At 63.5% G+C, this 19,706-nt stretch carries 19 protein-coding genes and 2 pseudogenes; 17 read left to right on the forward strand and 4 right to left on the reverse strand.

What is annotated here, in order from left to right; all coding sequences use genetic code 11:
- The 13 genes and pseudogenes from Y708_RS28310 to Y708_RS0109995 form a co-directional block, all read left to right on the forward strand.
- The coding region (locus Y708_RS28310) for an MFS transporter (protein WP_155853808.1) at nucleotides 1-1,057 on the forward strand (1,057 nt) is incomplete at its 5' end.
- A 199-nt stretch (nucleotides 1,058-1,256) separates the two neighbouring features.
- Nucleotides 1,257-2,282: a carbohydrate kinase family protein gene (locus Y708_RS24160; protein WP_253905767.1), complete on the forward strand. Its 1,026-nt coding sequence runs from the start codon at nucleotides 1,257-1,259 to the stop codon at nucleotides 2,280-2,282.
- A 44-nt stretch (nucleotides 2,283-2,326) separates the two neighbouring features.
- On the forward strand, nucleotides 2,327-3,700 hold the full coding sequence (locus tag Y708_RS0109945; protein WP_028279820.1) for an extracellular solute-binding protein: 1,374 nt from the start codon (nucleotides 2,327-2,329) through the stop codon (nucleotides 3,698-3,700).
- Nucleotides 3,672-4,607, forward strand: a complete 936-nt coding sequence (locus Y708_RS0109950; protein WP_028279821.1) for a carbohydrate ABC transporter permease — start codon at nucleotides 3,672-3,674, stop codon at nucleotides 4,605-4,607. Before Y708_RS0109945 ends, Y708_RS0109950 begins: the two co-directional genes overlap by 29 nt.
- The gene (locus Y708_RS0109955) at nucleotides 4,604-5,419 is read left to right on the forward strand and encodes a carbohydrate ABC transporter permease (RefSeq protein ID WP_253905764.1); all 816 of its coding nucleotides are present in this window, start codon (nucleotides 4,604-4,606) and stop codon (nucleotides 5,417-5,419) included. The genes Y708_RS0109950 and Y708_RS0109955 overlap by 4 nt, the downstream gene beginning before the upstream one ends.
- A gap of 70 nt (nucleotides 5,420-5,489) precedes the next feature.
- Nucleotides 5,490-5,645, forward strand: coding sequence for a tautomerase family protein (locus Y708_RS28315; protein WP_253905765.1), 156 nt, complete (start codon nucleotides 5,490-5,492; stop codon nucleotides 5,643-5,645).
- 121 nt (nucleotides 5,646-5,766) lie between these two features.
- Entirely contained in the window at nucleotides 5,767-6,741 is a 975-nt protein-coding gene (gene iolC / locus Y708_RS0109965) for a 5-dehydro-2-deoxygluconokinase (protein ID WP_028279823.1), read from the forward strand.
- A complete protein-coding gene (locus tag Y708_RS0109970; RefSeq protein ID WP_028279824.1) occupies nucleotides 6,734-7,666 on the forward strand; it encodes a Cgl0159 family (beta/alpha)8-fold protein in 933 nt (310 codons plus the stop codon). The genes iolC and Y708_RS0109970 overlap by 8 nt, the downstream gene beginning before the upstream one ends.
- An 11-nt stretch (nucleotides 7,667-7,677) precedes the next feature.
- Entirely contained in the window at nucleotides 7,678-9,576 is a 1,899-nt protein-coding gene (gene iolD, locus Y708_RS0109975; protein ID WP_028279825.1) for a 3D-(3,5/4)-trihydroxycyclohexane-1,2-dione acylhydrolase (decyclizing), read from the forward strand.
- 72 nt (nucleotides 9,577-9,648) lie between these two features.
- Nucleotides 9,649-11,163, forward strand: coding sequence for a CoA-acylating methylmalonate-semialdehyde dehydrogenase (locus Y708_RS0109980; RefSeq protein ID WP_028279826.1), 1,515 nt, complete (start codon nucleotides 9,649-9,651; stop codon nucleotides 11,161-11,163).
- Nucleotides 11,164-11,173: 10 nt separating this feature from the next.
- Nucleotides 11,174-12,085 carry a sugar phosphate isomerase/epimerase family protein gene (locus Y708_RS0109985; RefSeq protein WP_028279827.1) on the forward strand — a complete coding sequence of 304 codons (912 nt, stop codon included), beginning with the start codon at nucleotides 11,174-11,176 and terminating at the stop codon, nucleotides 12,083-12,085.
- A gap of 15 nt (nucleotides 12,086-12,100) precedes the next feature.
- Nucleotides 12,101-13,138 carry a Gfo/Idh/MocA family protein gene (locus Y708_RS0109990; protein WP_028279828.1) on the forward strand — a complete coding sequence of 346 codons (1,038 nt, stop codon included), beginning with the start codon at nucleotides 12,101-12,103 and terminating at the stop codon, nucleotides 13,136-13,138.
- A 24-nt stretch (nucleotides 13,139-13,162) separates the two neighbouring features.
- Nucleotides 13,163-13,351 (forward strand): annotated as a pseudogene (locus Y708_RS0109995) (sugar phosphate isomerase/epimerase); the annotation flags it as partial.
- Between the two features lie 29 nt (nucleotides 13,352-13,380).
- Here Y708_RS0109995 and iolB read toward each other — a convergent pair.
- Both iolB and Y708_RS0110005 read right to left on the reverse strand, forming a co-directional pair.
- Entirely contained in the window at nucleotides 13,381-14,268 is an 888-nt protein-coding gene (iolB, locus tag Y708_RS0110000; protein ID WP_028279830.1) for a 5-deoxy-glucuronate isomerase, read from the reverse strand.
- Between the two features lie 26 nt (nucleotides 14,269-14,294).
- Nucleotides 14,295-15,032, reverse strand: a complete 738-nt coding sequence (locus tag Y708_RS0110005; RefSeq protein WP_035775905.1) for a GntR family transcriptional regulator — start codon at nucleotides 15,030-15,032, stop codon at nucleotides 14,295-14,297.
- Nucleotides 15,033-15,120: 88 nt separating this feature from the next.
- Here Y708_RS0110005 and Y708_RS0110010 point away from each other — a divergent pair, with 88 nt between their 5' ends.
- Entirely contained in the window at nucleotides 15,121-15,561 is a 441-nt protein-coding gene (locus Y708_RS0110010) for an SRPBCC family protein (protein WP_028279832.1), read from the forward strand.
- Here the strand turns inward: Y708_RS0110010 and Y708_RS0110015 are convergent.
- A complete protein-coding gene (locus Y708_RS0110015) occupies nucleotides 15,558-16,655 on the reverse strand; it encodes a VIT1/CCC1 transporter family protein (protein ID WP_028279833.1) in 1,098 nt (365 codons plus the stop codon). The genes Y708_RS0110010 and Y708_RS0110015 overlap by 4 nt on opposite strands.
- A 241-nt stretch (nucleotides 16,656-16,896) precedes the next feature.
- On the opposite strand from Y708_RS0110015, the gene Y708_RS0110020 reads away from it, so the two are divergent.
- The 3 genes from Y708_RS0110020 (at nucleotide 16,897) to Y708_RS24165 (ending at nucleotide 19,002) form a co-directional block, all read left to right on the forward strand.
- On the forward strand, nucleotides 16,897-17,301 hold the full coding sequence (locus Y708_RS0110020; protein WP_028279834.1) for a YidH family protein: 405 nt from the start codon (nucleotides 16,897-16,899) through the stop codon (nucleotides 17,299-17,301).
- Nucleotide 17,302: 1 nt separating this feature from the next.
- Entirely contained in the window at nucleotides 17,303-17,629 is a 327-nt protein-coding gene (locus Y708_RS0110025) for a DUF202 domain-containing protein (RefSeq protein WP_028279835.1), read from the forward strand.
- A 116-nt stretch (nucleotides 17,630-17,745) separates the two neighbouring features.
- Complete coding sequence (locus Y708_RS24165) at nucleotides 17,746-19,002, forward strand: AI-2E family transporter (RefSeq protein ID WP_253905766.1); 1,257 nt, start codon at nucleotides 17,746-17,748, stop codon at nucleotides 19,000-19,002.
- 102 nt (nucleotides 19,003-19,104) lie between these two features.
- Here the strand turns inward: Y708_RS24165 and Y708_RS28320 are convergent.
- Nucleotides 19,105-19,706 (reverse strand): annotated as a pseudogene (locus tag Y708_RS28320) (sodium:solute symporter); the annotation flags it as partial.

Genomic DNA, 19,706 nt, shown 5'->3' on the forward strand with positions numbered 1-19,706 from the left:
CCTGCCGCACCGGGAGCGCACCAAGCCGAGCATTGATGTGGCTGGAATGATGCTGCTCGCCGTAGCTACCACTTCGATTGTGCTGGTTGGCACCTGGGGTGGCACAGAATACGCCTGGGGATCCTTCCAGATTCTGGGCCTCATTGCGCTTGCCGTCGTCAGCAGCGTGGCATTTGTTGCCGTGGAGCGCCGCGCCAAAGAGCCCATCCTGCCGATGGGGCTCTTCAAGGAACGCAATTTTGTGCTCACGACCACCGGTGGTCTGCTGATCGGCGTCACCATGTTCGGCGCCATCGGATACATGCCGACCTACCTGCAGATGGTTACGGGTGCAAGCGCCACCAACGCCGGCCTGCTCATGATCCCCATGATGGGTGCTCTGCTGCTGACGTCCGTCTGGTCCGGTGTGCTGGTGAGCAGGACCGGGCGGTATAAATGGATGCCGATCGTGGGGTCGGTTGCCGTTTCCATCGCGCTGCTGCTGCTCTCAACAATCACGCCGACGACGCCGGTTGCGCTGATCTGCCTCTATATCGGCATCATGGGCGCGGGCCTGGGACTCAGCATGCAGATTCTTGTGCTCATTGTGCAAAACACTTTCCCCAACCGGGTGGTGGGCACAGCCACCGCTTCCAACAACTACTTCCGCCAGATCGGCGCGACGCTCGGCTCGGCAATAGTCGGCAGCCTGTTCACCGCGCGGGTGGCTGAACTGTTGGCGGAACGGCTTCCAACCGAAGGCGGAGGGTTGCAGGGTGGGGCGAACTCCCTGACGCCGGAGGTGGTCAGCTCCCTGCCCGACGCACTGCAGAACCCCATCATCCAGTCCTACAACGATGCGCTGACGCCGCTGTTCCTCTATATGGCACCACTGGGCGTACTGGCCGCGGTTCTCCTGGCATTCGTTCACGAGAAGCCATTGGCAACTGTGATCGACAGGTCCCCGGATGCCGCGTCAGCCGAAGCCCCTGCGACCGGGGGCAGTACGTCCTCCGCGGAAACGCACACCCAGCCCCGCCAGAACCAGGCCGCAGCAGCCCGGTCCGCCGACGGATAGGCCCGCCAGCCCGGCGCCACCTGACCCTCCTTGGTGTCTATAGTTGGGGAAAGCGACGACGCGACGGTTGGGACGGTGGCAACAAATGACGGCTTCGACTGCACGTGTGGAGCATCCACTCCTTCCAGGGGACCCGCGGACTGCTCCCCGTGCCTCCGACAGCCCGGAGGAGACTCCGCTGGACCTGCTGCTGAGCGGAATGGTGTTCTTCGACGTGATTTTCACCGGGCTCCCAGCGGCTCCAGCCCCCGGCACCGAGGTCTGGGCACGGGGTATGGGATCTTCCCCCGGGGGCATCGCCAACCTCGCGGTCGCCGCATCACGTCTGGGTCTGAAAACGGGTCTGGCCGCTGGATTCGGTGATGACCTCTACGCGGACTGGTGCTGGCGGACGCTCTCCGAGCAGGAAGGCATTGATCTGCGGCCGTCCCGGCGGTACCCGGGCTGGCATACGCCAGTGACGGTCTCGCTTGCGATGGAAAACGACCGCAGTATGATCACCCACGGACACCACGTGCCGGAGACAACAGAGACTATCCTTGCCACAACGCCGGCGTCGCGGGCCGTCATGATTGATCTCGCGGACTCCGAGGAACGCCACGGCCCGCCCTGGTGGGAGCGTAGCGCCGCCCAAGGTGCCCTGATCTTCGCGGACGTGGGGTGGGACCCGACCGGACGGTGGGACCCTTCCACCCTGGATGGGCTCCAAGGTTGCCATGCCTTTGTGCCCAACTGTGTCGAAGCAATGGCCTACACCTCGACCGATAGTCCGGAGGCCGCCTTGTTGCGCCTCGCGGACCGGGTTCCCCTGGCGGTTGTCACCTGCGGGGGAGACGGCGTCGTGGCTGTGGACTCGTCAACGGGCGAAGAGGCGCAATGCGACGCACTGAAGGTTGAGGCAATCGACGCCACGGGCGCAGGCGACGTTTTTGGTGCTGCCCTGGTGGTTGGAACTCTTGCCGGCTGGCCACTGAAGCAACGCCTGCTGTTCTCCAGCCTCTGCTCGTCGCTAGCAGTTCAACAGTTTGGCGGTTCGCTTGCAGCGCCGGGCTGGGGTGACATTGCGGACTGGTGGAGCAGCACTAAACGCGGAGCGAAGACCGGAGTGCCCGGAGCAGTTGACCTGCTGCAGCGTTATGGGTTTCTCACTGATCTGCTGCCGCCAGGACCTGTCCAGGGCGTCCGCCGGGCCGAGGCAACCATCGCACGTTTCTCTGATCCGTAAACAAAACCGTATTCAACACCGAACATCCGACCATAGGAGTTCCCATGACCCGCCGATCCACTCCCACGGTGCGCATGGCCGCAGTCGCCGCTGCCGCCGCGCTGGCCCTGAGCGCCTGCACCCCCGGCTCCAACATTCCTTCCTCTGAAGGGGAAGCCGATCCAAACCGTGAAGTGTCCACGGACGTGGCCGGACTCGGGGACATCACACTGACCATCTGGGACCAGGAAGTCCGCGGCGGGCAGGACGAGCAGATGACCCAGCTCAACGAAGCGTTCCAGGAGCTGTACCCCAACGTGACCATTGACCGGAACTCCCAGTCCTTCGATGACCTGGGAACCACCCTTCGGTTGGCTCTGACCGGCGATGATGCACCGGATGTTGTGCAGGCCAACAATGGCCGCTCCGACATGGGCGCTTTTGTGTCTGCCGGCCAGCTGATCAGCCTTGAGCCATACGCGGAAGCGTACGGGTGGAAGGAACGCTACCCGGAGTCTGTGCTGCAGTACTCAACCTACAGCGAGGACGGCGCCACGTTCGGCGAGGGCAATGTTTATGGGCTGCCGCAAGTGGGTGAAGCGGTGGGCGTCTACTACTCCAAGAGCAAGTTGGAGGAACTTGGCGTTGCTCTGCCGGAGACCTGGGAGGAGTTCGAAGCGGCTCTGGCGACGGCGGAAGAGGCTGGCGAAGTGCCCATCCATCTGGGAAATCTTGAGCAGTGGCCTGCGCTGCATGTGTTTGGCCCCATACAGGGAACCCAGACCGCAGTCGAGGAAATCACGGCTTTGGGGTTGGGTAACGAGGGCGCCTCCTGGACCACTCCGGAGAACACAGCGGCAGCAACCACGCTGGCTGACTGGGCGTCCGCCGGATACCTCGGAGAGGCCCCCAACGGGACAGCGTACGACGACGCCTGGAGCGCCTTCGCTGAAGGCGAAGGTGTGTTTCTGGTTGCTGGTTCGTGGCTGGCAGCCGGGTTGGATACGGAAATGGGTGAGGATGTGGGGTTCATGGCTCCGCCGCCTGCGCAGGCAGGGGATGCACCCGTGACCACCGGAGGCACCGGGCTCCCGTTTGCCGTGACCAGCGGTAGCGACACCCCCGATGCGGCCGCGGCCTACGTCGATTTCATTACCTCCGCGGAAGCTATGCAGATACTCGCCGACACCGGCAACGTTCCGGTGCTGGAAACAGCGTCCTTTGCCCCCGAATCCGGCGTACTGAAGGATGTCTTCGAGGTCTACGGATCGGTGACCTCAGAGGGCAGTCTCCTGCCCTACCTGGACTATGCGACGCCGACCATGGGAGAGACCCTCGGCGCGTCCTTGCAGGGGCTGATCGCCGGACAACTGACTGCCGAGGAGTTCCTTCAGGAGGCACAGACGGACTATGAAGAGTTCACCGGTTCTGGCAGCTGAGCCGGTAAGGCAGGCCGGCCGTCCACGCCGGCCCTCCATCGGGGCACGCTCGCGGCTGACCCCGTACCTGTACCTCCTGCCCGCGTTTGTTGTATATGCGGCATTCATGATCTATCCCCTCATCCGCGCGGGCCAGCTGTCTCTCTACGAATGGGATGGCCTGAGTCTCGCTACGTTTGTTGGGCTCCGCAATTACCAGGAGGTGTTCACCGACCCGGACCTGAGGGACTCGTTTGCCCACGCCCTGGTCCTGATCTTCTTCTACTCCGTGTTGCCCGTGCTCGTGGGATTGCTGATCAGTTCGGTTCTGCACCGGGCGCGGATCCGCGGACTGGGATTCTTCCGGACCGTGGTCTTTCTTCCCCAGGTGATTGCGATGGTGGTGGTGGCCATCGCGTGGCGGCAGATCTATGCCCCCGACGGAACGCTGAATTCCGTCCTGGAAGCAATTGGACTGGACCAGCTGGCCCGTCCCTGGCTTGGCGACTTTGTCCTGGCACTGCCCGCTGTTGGACTGATCGGCACGTGGGTTCAAACCGGTCTGGTCACAGTGCTTCTGCTTGCCGGAATGAGCCGGATACCAGGCGAACTGTATGAGGCCGCGAGGATCGACGGTGCCGGGCCGGTACGGGAGTTCTTTGCGGTCACGCTTCCCGCTGTCAGGGGAGAGATTGTGGTTGCGCTGACCCTCACTATCATCGCCGCACTCAAGACGTTCGACCTCATTTACGTCACCACCGGAGGAGGACCCGGAAACACCACCAGTGTCCCGTCCTATGAAGTGTTCCGGCGCGCGTTCGAACTGGGTCAGGTTGGTTCCGCGTCCGCCATAGCAATCACCCTGACGATCATGATTTTCGCGATTAACCTGGTGGTCAACCGCATTGGTGAGAGGGACAATAGGTGAACCTGCGCTCCGAACGGCTCATGAATTACGCGGTGCTTGTGCTGTTCGCGGCAATGGCTTTGGGCCCGGTGCTCATCATCCTGGGAAACGCACTCGGCCCGCAGAGCGCGGATAGCGGCCCGGGACTCCTGGGACTTCACCCCGGCAACTTCGTGGACGCCTGGCAGCAGGGAAATTTTGCCAGCTACATGACCACTTCGGTGATCGTCGCAGCAATAGTCGTGACCGTATCCACCGTGTTCTCCACGCTCGCGGGCTACGCATTTGGCACCATGACCTTTCGGGGCTCGCAGGTGCTGTTCTACGTGTTCCTCCTGGGAATCATGGTCCCGACCGAAGCAATCGTGGTCCCGCTGTTCTTCGATCTGCGGGACCTCGGCCTGACCAACACCCTCTGGGCCATCGCCCTGCCGCAGATTGCCCAGTCCGTGGCTTTTGGTACCTTCTGGATGCGGGCGACATTCCGCTCCTCCAGCCGCGCGTTGATCGAGGCGGCAACCCTGGACGGCGCCGGCTCCGCACGAACCCTGTTCTCGGTGTTGCTTCCCGTGGCACGTCCGGCGGTGGTGACTCTGGTGGTTCTGAGCTTCATGTGGACGTGGAACGAATTCCTGATCCCGTTGGTGATGTCGCCCAACGCGGATTTGCGCACCGCTCCCTTGGCGCTGGCGTTCTTCCAGGGCCAGCACGTCCAGGAGACAGCGCTGCTCGCGGCCGGCGCCGTCCTCGTGGCGCTTCCTGTGGTGATCCTCTACCTGTTCCTGCAACGCCACTTCATCCGGGGAATGCTGGAGGGCTCCGTCCGCGAGTAGGCTGCCGCACTATACAGCAGATCGAAGCCTTGTTAGTATGTCAGGACAAACTAACTATACAGGAGGCGCCATGCCCTTGGTTCGCATCGATGTCAATGCCGGACGCAGCAGCGAAGAGCTGCTGATAATCATTGACGGAATCCATCAGGCCATTCTGGCCGAGTACCGCATCCCCCAGCGGGACCGGGCGCAGTATGTCACCTGGGAGCTCGGCACCCCTCGATGATCCGACGTACTGTAAGTATGTCAGTACAAACGTTTGACAGGACATATGAAGTGGGGCAGGATGGAAACTGTGCCGCGGCTCACAACAACCCGGCTTCGCAGACGAAAGGCAGGGCATACCAGTGACTCACGACGTACTCACGATCGGACGAATCAGCGTGGATATCTACCCTAACGAGATTGGGTTGGACCTCGAGGATGTGACCTCTTTCGGCAAGTACCTGGGTGGCTCGCCGTCGAACGTGGCGGTTGCAGCGGCCAGGCACGGCAGGAAGTCGGGCGTGATTACCCGGACCGGCAGCGATCCGTTTGGCAATTACCTGCACCGTGAACTGAGGAAGTTCAAGGTGGATGACTCCTTTGTCACGGCCGTGCCGGAGTGGCCCACTCCGGTCACATTTTGCGCCATCAAACCGCCAGATGATTTTCCGCTCTACTTCTACCGGACACCCACTGCGCCGGATCTCCAGATCAGGGCGGGCGAATTGGACCTGGAGGCCATCCGTGAAGCGCGGATCTTCTGGTCCACCGTGACGGGACTTTCCCAGGAACCAAGCCGCGGGGCGCACATTGCGGCTCACCAGGCCAGGTCCCGCAACGATCTGATACCTGGGCAGTTCACCATCCTCGATCTTGACTACCGGCCGATGTTTTGGGAGTCAGAGGAAGCGGCACGGATCGAAATTGGGAAGATGCTCCCGCATGCCACTGTCGCAATCGGGAATGACAAGGAGTGCGCAGTAGCGGTTGGCGCCGGATCACCCGACGAGCAGGCGGACAGGCTGCTGGCGGCGGGAGTGGAGATCGCCGTCGTCAAGCTTGGACCGGACGGTGTGATGGCCAAAACGGCCACCCAGCGTGTGGTGTCCGCGCCGGTCCCAGTGGACACCGTCAACGGCTTGGGAGCCGGCGATTCGTTTGGCGGCGCCTTCTGCCATGGACTGCTGGCGGGTTGGCCGCTGGAGCAGGTTCTGGATTACGCCAACGCAGCAGGAGCAATCGTGGCCTCCAGGCTCTCCTGTGCCGATGCCATGCCCACACCCGATGAAGTCAACGCACTTCTCGCGGAGCGCGGAAGGCTGGTGCCCAGTGCCTGAGTTCAGCGCAACGCCCGACCCGCGGAGGTACGAGCACCTCGCCGCCATCCGCCTGGAAGACCCGGACGCCGTCGAACGCGCGGCCAAGGCACGGATCCCACACCCAGGCCTGGTCTACGGCCGGCAGAACTTTATTGTGGCCGCCGATCACCCGGCCCGAGGTGCCCTCGCCGTGGGATCCAATGCAATGGCGATGGCGGACCGCCACGGGTTAATGGACCGGCTCCGGACGGCTCTGCAAAACCCCCGGGTGGATGGGGTGCTGGCCTCCCCGGACATCCTTGACGACCTGCTGCTGCTGGGCGCCCTGGACGGGAAGCTGATTTTTGGTTCAATGAACCGGGGCGGACTCACCGGCCTGGTCAACGAGATCGACGACAGGTACACGGCCCACACCGCCGAGGCACTCAAGACCATCGGTGCCACTGGTGGGAAGATGCTGACGCGCATTGCGCTGGATGATCCGGCCACCGCGCGCACGCTTGAATCTGCCGCCCACGCCATCGACTCGCTCGCCGAACGGCGGTTGGTGGCCATGGTGGAGCCCTTCCTCTCCCGTTGGGAGAACGGCCGGGTGGTCAACGACCTGAGCGCCGACGCCGTCATCAAGTCCGTGGCCATAGCATCCGCGCTGGGATCCACCAGCGCCTACACCTGGATGAAACTTCCCGTGGTGCAGGACATGGAAAGGGTCATGGCTGCAACAACACTGCCCACCGTGCTGCTCGGAGGCGAGCCGACCAACGGCCAGGATGAGGTGCTGGCCACCTGGGGAAAGGCGCTCGCCCTCCCCGGCGTGCAAGGCCTCACCGTTGGCAGGACCCTCCTGTATCCAGCTGACGACGACGTCGCGGGCGCGGTGGCATCCGCAGCTTCCCTTCTCAGGGACTCAAGTATCCGCACCGTGGAAAGGGTCACCCCATGACGTCCCACAGAATGACTGTTGCCCAGGCAGTGGTCCAGTTCCTGGGCAACCAGTACACCGTGGACACCATCAATGGAAGCACCCACCGGGAGCGCCTCATTCCCGGCATGTTCGGCATCTTTGGGCATGGCAATGTGGCGGGCGTGGGACAGGCGCTCAAGCAGGCGCAGACCGCCCGTCCGGAGCTTATGCCGTATTACCAGGGCAGAAACGAGCAGGCTCAGGTGCACCAGTCGGTGGGCTTCTCCCGGATGCACAGGCGCCGCGCCACCTTTGCCGTCACGGCGTCGGTAGGTCCAGGTTCGTCCAACATGCTCACGGGCGCCGCCCTAGCGACCATCAACCGCCTCCCGGTCCTGTTGCTGCCCAGCGATGTTTTTGCCACGCGTGCGGCGGACCCGGTGCTGCAGCAGCTTGAACGCCCGGATGCCTATGACATGTCCGTCAATGACGCCTTCCGGCCACTGTCCAGGTATTTTGACCGGGTGTCGCGGCCGGAGCAATTGTTCTCCGCACTGCTCAACGGGCTTCGTGTCCTCACTGATCCGGCGGAAACCGGCGCGGTCACCATTTCGCTACCGCAGGATGTCCAGGCCGAGGCGCTTGATGTTCCGGAGGTATTCCTCGCCCAGCGCGAGTGGCGCATTCGCAGGCCGGAACCGGACACGGAGGATCTTCACCGGGCCGCCGAAGCCATCAGAAACGCAAAACGTCCCCTGATTGTGGCGGGCGGCGGGGTGCTCTACGCATTCGCCGAAGATGCGCTCGCCGCGTTCACCGAAGCCACAGGCATCCCGGTCGGCAACACGCAGGCCGGTGTTGGAGTGCTTCCGTGGGACCACCCGTATTCACTCGGTGCCATCGGTTCAACCGGCACGACGGCGGCCAATCGCCTGGCTGCCCAGGCGGACCTGGTCATCGGCATCGGCACGCGTTACGAGGACTTCACTACGGCCTCTCGCACCGCCTTCGCCCATCCGGACGTGAAGTTTGTGAATATCAACGTGGCACCAATCGACGCGTACAAGCACGGCAGCGCCATCGCTGTCGTTGCCGACGCGGGGAAGGCGCTCGTCCAACTGACGCAGTTGCTCAAGGGGCACCGCATCGACCTGGACGGCGAAATCTCTGCGGGCAAGGAAACCTGGGACGGGATCGTGGACGCGGCCCATCAAACCCGCCACACACCGTTTCCGGCGCAGGCCGAGATCATCGGTGCCGTCAACACGGAATCCGGGCCACGCGACGTCGTCGTCTGCGCCGCCGGCTCCCTGCCCGGTGACCTGCACAAGATGTGGCGCGTACGCGACTCCTCCGGCTACCACGTGGAGTACGGCTATTCCTGTATGGGCTACGAAATTGCCGGCGGCATCGGCGTCAAGCGCGGGGCGCCGGACCGGGACGTGTTCATCATGGTGGGCGACGGCTCCTACCTGATGATGCACACCGAACTCGTGACCGCCGTCGCTGAGCGAATCAAGGTCATTGTGGTGCTCATCCAGAACCACGGATACGCGTCCATCGGCTCGCTCTCCGAATCGCTTGGCTCCCAGCGCTTCGGCACCCAATACCGGCACCTGGACAGTGAACAGCACACGTTCGACGACGGCAGCCGCCTTCCGGTGGACCTCGCGCTGAACGCGGAGAGCCTGGGCGTCACGGTGATCCGGGTGGAACCGGGGGAGGACACGATCGATGACCTCCGCATCGCCTTGCGGAAGGCCAAGGACGCCCCGGAGGATGGTGGGCCGGTGCTGATCCACATCAACAGTGACCCGCTCCTCGATTCTCCCGATTCCGAGTCCTGGTGGGACGTACCCGTGTCGGAAATTTCCGAACTGGACTCCACTCAGGACGCCTACCAGACCTACACCGACCACAAAGGGCGGCAGAAGCATTACTTAGGCTGACCGCCGGCACGGGTCTCCACGCAGTCGCAAGCGACCTTGGTTGACCACCGGTCCATACAGAAAGGCACGCCAATGACCACCACGACAAGTGGCACTCAGACCATCACCCACTTCATCAACGGCAGTGAGACCGCCGGTTCGGGAGACCGCAGCCAGCCGGTCTACAACCCGGCCACCGGGCAGATCAGCGGCGAGTTGCGGCTTGCCGGCCAGGCTGACATCCAGTCCGTTGTTGCTGCTGCACGCGCCGCAGCGGATGGCTGGGGTCAGACGTCCCTGTCACGCCGAACCGCAGTGCTGTTCAAGTTCCGCGAACTGGTGGCCTCGCACATCGACGAGCTTGCAGCCACTATCACCGCCGAGCATGGCAAGGTCCTCTCCGACGCAAAGGGCGAGATTGGCCGCGGGCTTGAGGTCGTGGAGTTTGCGTGCGGCATCTCCCAGCTCCTCAAGGGTGAGTACTCGGACCAGGCTTCCACCGGCATTGACGTCTACTCCTTCAGGGAACCCCTCGGAGTGGTCGCCGGTATCACCCCGTTCAACTTCCCGGTGATGGTGCCGCTCTGGATGGCGCCCGTTGCGATCGCTGTCGGTAACGCCTTCATCCTCAAACCCTCCGAGCGCGATCCTTCCGCTTCGATGCTGCTCGCGGAACTGTGGAAGCAGGCCGGCCTGCCCGACGGCGTGTTCAGCGTGCTCCACGGGGACAAAGAGGCAGTGGACGGGCTGCTGACCCATCCCGACGTTGACGCAATTTCCTTTGTGGGCTCCACCCCGGTGGCCAAATACATCCATGAGACCGCCACCGCGCACGGCAAGCGGGTCCAGGCGCTCGGGGGGGCGAAGAACCACGCCGTGATCATGCCGGACGCCGACCTGGACAACGCCGCCGACCACCTCGCCGCCGCAGCGTTCGGCTCGGCCGGGCAGCGGTGCATGGCCATCTCCGTCGCGGTCGCCGTGGGAGAAGCTGCGGATCTGGTGGTGCAGAAGGTCCAGGACCGCGCCAACGCAGTCACCGTCGCCGAAGGCACCGTTGCCGGCGCCGACATGGGGCCGGTCATCACACCGGCCTCCAAATCGCGGATCGTGAAAATCGTCACCGAGGCAGAGAACGACGGCGCCGCGCTGGTGGTCGACGGACGCGAACTTGTGGTGAAAGGCAACGAAGAAGGCTTCTTTGTAGGCCCCACCGTCCTGGACAAGGTACGCACCGGGATGAGCGCCTATTCCGAGGAAATCTTTGGGCCGGTGCTGGTAGTGGTCCGGGTGGACACCCTTGAGGAAGCCATTGCCCTGATCAACGCCAACCCCTATGGCAACGGCACCGCGATCTTTACGTCGTCGGGCGCTTACGCCCGCACCTTCCAGCGCGCCATCCACGTAGGAATGGTGGGCGTCAACGTTCCCCTGCCCGTCCCCGTTGCCTATCACTCCTTTGGCGGCTGGAAGAACTCGCTGTTCGGCGACCTCCACGTCTACGGGCCCGACGGTGTCAAGTTCTACACCCGCGGCAAGGTCATCACCCAACGGTGGCCCGAGCCGTCGCACGAGTCCCTGGCCTCCTACAACTTCCCCAGCAGTTAGGGAGGGAGCAATGACTGAGAATAAGTTGATCATCGGCACCGCGCCCGATTCCTGGGGCGTCTGGTTTGCTGATGACCCGCAGCAGACCCCGTGGGAGAGGTTTCTCGACGAGGTGGCGGAGTCCGGGTACAGGTGGATTGAGCTGGGACCCTACGGGTACCTTCCGAGTGACCCTGCGCGGCTTGCGGACGAACTGAAGCAGCGCGGCCTGCAGATTTCAGCGGGCACCGTGTTCACCGCCTTCCACCGCGGCCTCGACCAGTGGGACGAGGCGTGGGAACCTGCCCGGCGCGTTGCCGAATTGGCCAGGGAAATGGGCGGCGAGCACATCGTGGTCATCCCGGCGATGTGGCGCGACGACGTCACCGGCGAGGCCGTGGAATCCGGATCTCTGGATCGCAAACAGTGGGGGGACCTGTTCGAGGGGCACAACCGGCTCGGCAAAGTGCTGGCCGATGAATTTGGTCTGAAGCAGCAGTTCCACCCGCACGCCGACAGTCACGTCGGAGCGCAGCAGGATGTGGAACACCTCCTCGCCGAGACCGACCCCGCGTATCTCAACCTGTGCCTGGATACCGGCCACGCGGAGTACTGCGGCGCCAGTAGCCTCGAGTTGATCCGCAAGTATCCGGAACGCATCGGCTACCTCCACCTCAAGCAGATCAACCCAGAGGTCCTGGCGAAGGTCAACGAGGAGAACCTGACCTGGGCCGCCGCTAACCTGGCCGGCGTCATGACCGAGCCACCGGGCGGCCTACCGGACCTGCGCGCAGTCATCGAAGCTGTCGAGGCGTTGAACCGACCCATCTTCGGCATTGTGGAGCAGGATATGTACCCGGTGGACTTCAACCTCCCCATGCCCATTGCACAGCGCACCCGCAGCTACCTGCTGTCCTGCGGCTCACGCACCACAGTCAACTGATAAAGGAGCAATCACATGTCTGAAAACCTGCGCGTAGCAGTGATCGGTGCCGGCCGTATGGGCATTGACCACATAGAGCGCCTGAGCCGCCGGATCAGTGGCGCGGAAGTGGCCGTCGTCGTCGATGTTGACCTGGCCCGAGCCCAGGCCGCTATCGAAGGACTTCCCCAAGCGGTAGCGCTGACCGACGCCGAGGAAGCAATCAGCCGGGACGACGTCAACGCCGTCCTGATTGTTACCCCCGGGTTCCTGCACGAGGACATCCTCATTAAGTGCCTGGAGCGGGACCTTCCGATCCTCTGCGAAAAGCCGCTGACGCCCGACGCCGCGTCCTCCTGGCGGGTGGTGCAGGCCGAGGAAAGACTTGGACGCCGCCGGATCCAGGTTGGCTTCATGCGCCGTTTCGATGATGAATACGCACAATTGGGAAGCCTCATCCGCGAGGAGAAGCTGGGGGAGATGCTGATGCTGCACTGTGCGCACCGCAACCCCAACACCCCGCCCGGATTCACCAATCAGATGCTGATCAATGACTCGGTGGTCCACGAATTCGATGTCATCCGCTTCCTGACCGGTGAGGAGATCACCAGCGTGCAGGTCCGGCTTGGCAAGCCCACCCGTCACGCATCGGAGGGCCAGCACGATCCGCAGCATGTGCTGATTGAAACCGAGTCGGGTGTGCTCGCCGATGTGGAGATTTACGTCAACGCGCAGTTCGGCTACGAGGTGGCCACGCAGGCGGTGTTCGAGCAGGGCACCGTAACCATCGGGAACGACGCCGGCCCCTACGTCCGCACAGCCGGCACCTGGGGCGGCAAGATCACGCCCGGGTTTGAGGAGCGCTTCGGCGCGGCCTACGACGTCGAGGTGCAGGCCTGGGTGGATGCCGCGAAACGCGGCGACATTGGTGGGCCGTCCGCGTGGGACGGCTACGCCACCGCCGCCTGCTGCGAAGCGGGAGTTTCAGCGCAGGTCTCAGGTGAGAAGACCGCCGTCGTACTCAGTCCCAAGCCCGCCCTGTACAGCACCACACGCCAGCCCGAGCTTGTCTAGCACCCAAGGCCGGAAGGACGTTCAATGAAGATCGCACTTGACCCCACACCGTTCCACCACAGCCACGGACTGTTGGAGTTCCCGCGCGTCGCAGCGGATCTCGGCTATGAGTACCTGCAGTTGACGCCGCACGCCGATTTCCTGCCGTTCTTTGCCCATCCAAAGGCTGACGATGCGCTCGCAGGCAAGTTAAAGGTGGCCTGCCGGGACGCGGCCACGGCGTCGCCTTCCCCTTGCGCCGATTAACCAGTAAAGGGCAGCCTCGGGTCCACATCCTGGGAATCCCAGGTGCCCCGGATCCAGCCGTGGTGCGGGTCATCGCTGATGAGCCATTCGCGGACCGGGCCGGGCCCGGCCATGACGTTCAGGTAGTACAGGTCGTAGCCGGGGGCGGCCATCGCCGGGCCGTGCCAGCCGTACGGCACAAGGACGACGTCGCCGGTACGAACCTCCGCGGCGACGTCGATTGGACGCTCGTCCGAGGCGTAGACGCGCTGGTATCCGACGGCATCGGCGGACTCGGGGGCCGCTGCAACCGCGCGGGTTTCGAAGTAATAGATCTCTTCCAGTTGGGTTTCGCCGTCCTTCTCCTCGTCGTGCTTGTGCGGGGGGTAGGAGGACCAGTTGCCGGCCGGCGTGAGGACTTCGCACACAATGAACCGGTCTGCTTCAAGGGCGGCTGGGGTGCCGAAGTTGTGCACCTGCCGCGAGCAGTTCCCCGCGCCGCGGAGCTCCACCGGAATGTCTTCCGCCGGGATCAGCCGGGCCGGGTAGTGGTTGGCTGCCGGTGCTGAGGCCACGGCTACCTTGCCGCCGTCAATCGACCTAATGACCAGCGCAGCACTGGTTCCGCTGTAGTAGACATCGCTTGGCCCGCTGAAAACAGATGCCCTGCCGCGGAGGGTGAATTCGCCGTCGTTGGTGGTGATGGAAAAACTGCCCGCCAACGGAACCACAATCCGCTCTTCGGCGGCGCCGGCCAGTTCTAAGCTTTCGCCGGAAGCGAGCGACGCAACCTTCAGGCCGGTATGTGCCCAACCCTCCACTGAAGCGGCTGAATCGAAGGCACCGAGCGACACCTGCCACACGCCGTCGTTCGCTGTTCCCCGGGGGTAGACCCAGTTGGTCATGATTGGCCTCTTTCGGAAAACGGGATTTATCGCTGGACGAGTGTCATCTCGAAGCTGTAGGAGTCCGCGCGGTAGACGTGGTGGCCTGTCTCCACCAGCCGGCCGGTGTCATCCAGGGCTGTGCGCTCCATGGTTACCAGAGCCGCTCCCACAGTGGTTCCAAGGAGAGGGGCCTGGTATGCGTTGGCAATGACGGCGCCGATACGCTGGTTGGCCAGCCGGAAGTTGACGCCGGCGGAGCGGAGAATTTCGTAAAGGCCACGGGAAGCGAGCGAGGCCTCGTCCATGGCAACAATGTCATCGCGCACGGAGTTTTCCATCAGGGCAAGCGGCTTGCCGTCGACGGTGCGCAGGCGGGTGAAGTGATAGACCTTGGCGCCTTTGGGGAGTTGAAGGGCCTCCCGTGCGGCGTCGTCGGCCTCCATGTGCATAAAGCTCAGCACCTCGGTTGCAGGCTTGCTGCCAACGCGCTGCAGGTCATCGAAGAGGCTGGAGAGTTCCAGATGCCGGCGTACCTGACTGGAAACTACTTGGGTCCCAACCCCGCGCTTGCGCACCAGCAGGCCGGACCTCACCAGCTCATCCATGGCCTTACGCATGGTGGGCCGGGAAAGGTTGAGGCTTGCGGCCAGATCGATTTCATTATCGAGGCGGCTGCCCGGGGCGAGCGTGCCGCTGTGAATGGCGGCCTCAATCCCCTGGACCACCTGGTGATAGAGAGGCACGGGGGAGGACCGATCGATGTTGAGATTCAGTGATCCCACGGCTCATCCCTTCGGGAGGGTTTGTTTGCTTGTCAGGACATAGTCTATCAGGACGGCTGCGCGGTGAGCGGCAAGGCACAATGGGACTATGAGCAACCCCTACCTGATCACCCGAAGCCGGTTTATTGACGCTCCGACCGAGAAGATCTTCGAGGTCTTGGCAACTCCGTCACTGCACAGCGTTATCGACGGCTCGGACACCGTGAAAGGCGAACAGCCCAATGGCCCGGCCCGTCTCTTCAAAGGCGCCAAGTTCGGCATGGACATGAAGCTCGGTGCCAAGTACAAAATCCTCAATAAAGTGGTCGAGTTTGAGGAAGGCGAGCGCATTGCCTGGCGCCATTTCTCCAATCACGTGTGGCGCTACACCCTTGAAACGGAGGATGGCGGAACCCTGGTCACTGAGCAATGGGACGCCCGCCACGTTCCTTGGAAGTTTGTCCTGAAGTTCATGGGGTTTACCCGGTCAACGCCCGGCTCGATCGAGAAGACGCTGACCAAGCTGGAAGACTACGTCACGGCGTCCTAACCCACCGACACTCCGAAGACCAGCCCCAGCGCATAGGTGGCCGCCGCTGCCCCCAACCCGATCGCCAGCTGCCGCAATGCACGCTTCAGCGGTGAAGCGCCGGACAACAACCCAACGACGGCGCCGGTCGCCAACAACGCTGCTCCCACCAGGACACAGGCGATGACGACGGCGGCAAGCCCTGTGAAGCCGAACAGGTACGGGAGCACGGGGATCACCGCACCCGAGGCGAAGAACCAGAAACTTGAGGCCGCCGCGCCCATGCCGGTGCCGAGCTCCTCATGATCGTCTTTCCGGTCAAACTGCTCGGGCTGCAGCGACAGACTCGGATCACAGTCGCAGCTGAGCAGTCCCATGCGTTCGGCGGCACGGTGCTGCGCGGCTTCCGGGGACATTCCGCGTGCCCGGTACACCAGCACCAGCTCGTTCGCCTCGATGTCCAGCTTTTTCGCGGCCGTGAGGGTTATCTGGGTGGGGCGCGACGCCGCCAGCAGTTCACGCTGCGACCGCACCGACACGTACTCACCTGCGCCCATGGAGAGGGCGCCCGCCAGTAGGCCTGCGAGACCGCTGAAGAGCACAAACGCGCTGGACACCCCGGTTGCGCCAATGCCCATGACCAGGGCGAGGTTGCTGACCAGTCCGTCGTTGGCCCCAAACACCGCGGCCCTGAAGTTACCCGAGAGGCGGTTCCGGCCACGCGTTGCGAGGCCTCTTACAACCTCCTCATGGATCTGCTCATCGGCGGCCATGGCGCTGGTCGCGGTAGGGTCGTCCGCGTAGGGAGATCTGCCTTCCGCGCGCTGGGCAAGGGCCAGCACAAACACCGAGCCAAAGCGGCGGGCGAAAAAGCCAAGCACAATGTTCCGCAGGGACGGCTTGGCTGGCTTACCGGCGTTGTTCCCCAGCAACCTGCTCCAGTGCGCCTCATGCCGGCCCTCGGCCTGCGCGAGCGCCAGGAGGATCTCCCGCTCCTCGCCGCTGCGCTTCTTGGCCAGATAGCGGTAGGTTTCCGCCTCCGCGCGTTCGTCGGCGAGGTACTGCCGCCACCGCTTGATGTCGGCGGACGTTCGTGTGGCCTCGTGGGGCGTCACGGTGGGCTCCTGATCTTCAAGTGGCCAGGGCGTCCGTTGGGGCTCCGGCCATTAACGTGTCCATGGCCGAAGGTCTCGCTCGCCGTCCCAATTCCTGGACGGTGGACTGCCGGGCATCATCACTGAGTGCCAGTATGTCGACAGGCCGCCGCACCGCTGTGCGGTGCTGGAGCTACTCCCCTTCGCAATGGTCCATGTTACCCGCATCCGGGCAGGGGTGCCCGCTGGTTAGGATAGTCCCGTGGCAGCTTCCCAGAAAAAGAACGACGACGACGCGCGCCGGGGCGCGCTGGCCCGGCGCCTGCTGCGCGGCGGAACCGAGCCTGATCCGCGGTTCACGCTGGCGAACGAGCGCACCTTTTTGGCCTGGATCCGCACGTCACTGGCACTGCTGGCCGGTGGAATCGCCGTGGAGGCGTTCACCTCGGAGATATTCCTTCCTGCGATCCGGACCACTGTTGCCGTGATTCTTCTTCTGCTGGCCATGATCATTGCAGCGGTGGCCTGTTTCAGGTGGCTCAATGTGGAGCGGGCCATGCGTAACAATGCACCGTTGCCGCTGCCCTTCCTGGCGCCGCTGCTGGCGCTGGGCGGCACAGTCGTGGCGGCCGTCGTTGTAGTCTTTGTGCTGGTCAGGCCAGCCTGAGATGAGCCGGCCGCACGCGGATCCGGGGCTTCAACCGGAGCGCACCTCGCTGGCGTGGGGACGCACCATGATGGCGATGATAGTTGCTAGTCTGCTGTTCCTTCGGTGGCTGCCTGCGCACGGCTGGTTCACGGTAATTCTTGTCCTCGTTGCACTGGCAACGTCCCTGGCGATCTACGCGAGCCAGCGCATCCGGTACTCCCGCGGTGCCGCGGGACTGCACACAGGCAGTGGGCGCGCGGATGTCGGGGCGGTGTTCTGGACATCCGGCGCCGTGGTCGCCCTGGGCGCACTGGGAATCTATACCGTGCTGTTCCTGCCGCTCTAAACTGAACAACGACGACACTGAACAACGACGACGCCGCCACCGTATTGTGGTGACCAACCGCACCGGAATGTCGGTGCACAAGAACAAACTGAACTGACAATGAGGGGATGGGGCCTGTGGCCAGTACGCCAGACGAAAGAACCGCGGGGAATCCGTGGAAAGACAGTCTTGGGAGGGCAGGCGTTCGAAGCGCACAGGTGCTGTTGCTGCTCACGCTTCTGGTCGTGTCGGTATTTGCGCTGATTCAGGTCCGGCTGGTTGTCATCCCACTGCTGATTGCCTTGATCCTTGCCGCGGCAATCAGCCCACTGGTCAACTGGCTGCGACGGAAAGGATGGCCCAGCGCGGCCGCCACGGCGTTCTCGTTTCTACTCTTGTTGGCCGTGCTCGGCGGTTTAATCACCGGTATCGTTTTTGCAGTGCGCAGCCAGGCCAGCGAATTGGTGGAAAGCGCAAGTGCCGGATTTGACCAGCTGTACGAGTTCATCCGGACCGGGCCCATTCCGATCGATCAGCAGCAGATTGAGGAAGCCCAGGCGGCGGTGGTTGAATTCGCATCCAGCAGCGCGGCCGGATCCGGTGCGCTGACAGGCATCTCCGCAGCGGGCTCCTTCCTCACGGGTGCCGCGCTGATGATAGTTATCCTGTTCTTCTTCCTCAAGGACGGCGACAGGATCTGGGCATTCATGCTGCGCGGCTTCGACGGCCACCGATTGGTCCGTGCGCGCCGAGTAGGTTACCGGAGTCTTGAAGTTCTGGGCGGCTATGTGCGCGGTACTGCAATTGTGGCTTTCGTGGATGCCTTCTTCATTGGGCTGGCACTGCTTATTCTCGGTGTGCCGCTTGCGCTGCCGTTGGCTGTGATCGTGTTCATCGGAGCGTTCATCCCGCTGGTGGGTGCCACGGCGGCCGGGATTCTGGCCGCGCTGGTTGCCCTCGTGGCCAATGGGCCGGTGGTGGCGTTGATCGTGATCCTTGTGGTGGTGGGCGTTAATCAACTGGAGGGCAATTTCCTGCAACCGGTGGTGATGGGTAAGTCGCTTAGCGTTCACGCGCTAGTGATACTTATTGCATTGACCGCGGGAACCATCCTCGCGGGCATTGTTGGTGCGATCCTGTCCGTGCCGCTTGCCGCCGTGACCTGGGCCGCGATCAAGGCGTGGCGGGGCGAGGGTGAGAAGCCGATCGATGCGGGTGAGGTTGCCCTGGCGGAGGAGGAAACCCGTGCCGACTCCAAGGGCCGCGGTCGCAGTAGCCAGGGAAACAGCGGAAAGGTCAGCGCCTCGGTGGGCAAGGATCCGGAGGAAACCGACGAGGTCGACGGGAGGCCGGATATGACCTCCGGCGCACCGGAAGAGGGCCGCCGCTCCTAACCAACTCCCTGCCGGGGCGACCTGGGTAAAGGTGGTGGCTGATAGAGGTCCGCGGCGTGGCGGGCATCGCGGAGCGGGCACGGCCTCTATCAGCCGCCGGCTCTATCGGACCGACGCGCCGGGTCCTTCGACCGGTACCTCTTCCTCGACCCTGCCGGCCACGCGTTCTTCCCAGGCCGGCATGACCGCTGGGTCGGTGGGCTTGGTGAGCAGTGATACAACCACGTAAGACACAGCCGAGGCAATCAGCCCGAAGTAGATGGGCTCATTGGCGTAGATGCCGTCACCGATCGCAAACCCTGCGTATGCCGCAAGGGTCCCAAGTGTCACCACCGAGCCCGCGATCATGGATACGGCGGCACCCGGCCCGGTGCCGCGCTTCCAGGTGAGGCCACCCAGAATAGCCACCAGCAGGCCACCCACAAGGATGTCGTAGGCAATGGTCAACGCAACCACAACGTCGTTCAGGAGAATTGCCACAAGCACCGCGAGCACGCCGAGACCGAGTACCCACATTCGGTTTCCCGCAATGTCATGTTCCGGATTGGACTCCTTCTTCGCCTGTGCGGCCACGCTCATGCCCGCTTGGAGGCCCCGGCGGCGCCAGCTCTTCACAAAAGGAACGACGTCGGAACTTGCCACTGTCGCGGCCGCGATCAGCGCACCGGAAGCGGTGGACATCATGGCGGCAACGGCCGCTGCGA

The sequence above is a fragment of the Arthrobacter sp. H5 genome (assembly GCF_000520595.1).
Taxonomy (GTDB): Bacteria; Actinomycetota; Actinomycetes; order Actinomycetales; family Micrococcaceae; genus Arthrobacter_D.

What these genes read in the sequence shown, in the direction of transcription:
- Y708_RS0109985 (WP_028279827.1), top strand. Translation starts at nt 11,174, where the DNA reads ATGACTGAGAATAAGTTGATCATCGGCACCGCGCCCGATTCCTGGGGC.
- Y708_RS28315 (WP_253905765.1), top strand. Translation starts at nt 5,490, where the DNA reads ATGCCCTTGGTTCGCATCGATGTCAATGCCGGACGCAGCAGCGAAGAG.
- Y708_RS24160 (WP_253905767.1), top strand. Translation starts at nt 1,257, where the DNA reads ATGGTGTTCTTCGACGTGATTTTCACCGGGCTCCCAGCGGCTCCAGCC.
- Y708_RS0109980 (WP_028279826.1), top strand. Translation starts at nt 9,649, where the DNA reads ATGACCACCACGACAAGTGGCACTCAGACCATCACCCACTTCATCAAC.
- Y708_RS0109945 (WP_028279820.1), top strand. Translation starts at nt 2,327, where the DNA reads ATGACCCGCCGATCCACTCCCACGGTGCGCATGGCCGCAGTCGCCGCT.
- iolB (WP_028279830.1), bottom strand. Translation starts at nt 14,268, where the DNA reads ATGACCAACTGGGTCTACCCCCGGGGAACAGCGAACGACGGCGTGTGG.
- Y708_RS0109950 (WP_028279821.1), top strand. Translation starts at nt 3,672, where the DNA reads ATGAAGAGTTCACCGGTTCTGGCAGCTGAGCCGGTAAGGCAGGCCGGC.
- Y708_RS0109990 (WP_028279828.1), top strand. Translation starts at nt 12,101, where the DNA reads ATGTCTGAAAACCTGCGCGTAGCAGTGATCGGTGCCGGCCGTATGGGC.
- iolD (WP_028279825.1), top strand. Translation starts at nt 7,678, where the DNA reads ATGACTGTTGCCCAGGCAGTGGTCCAGTTCCTGGGCAACCAGTACACC.
- Y708_RS0110010 (WP_028279832.1), top strand. Translation starts at nt 15,121, where the DNA reads ATGAGCAACCCCTACCTGATCACCCGAAGCCGGTTTATTGACGCTCCG.
- Y708_RS0110025 (WP_028279835.1), top strand. Translation starts at nt 17,303, where the DNA reads ATGAGCCGGCCGCACGCGGATCCGGGGCTTCAACCGGAGCGCACCTCG.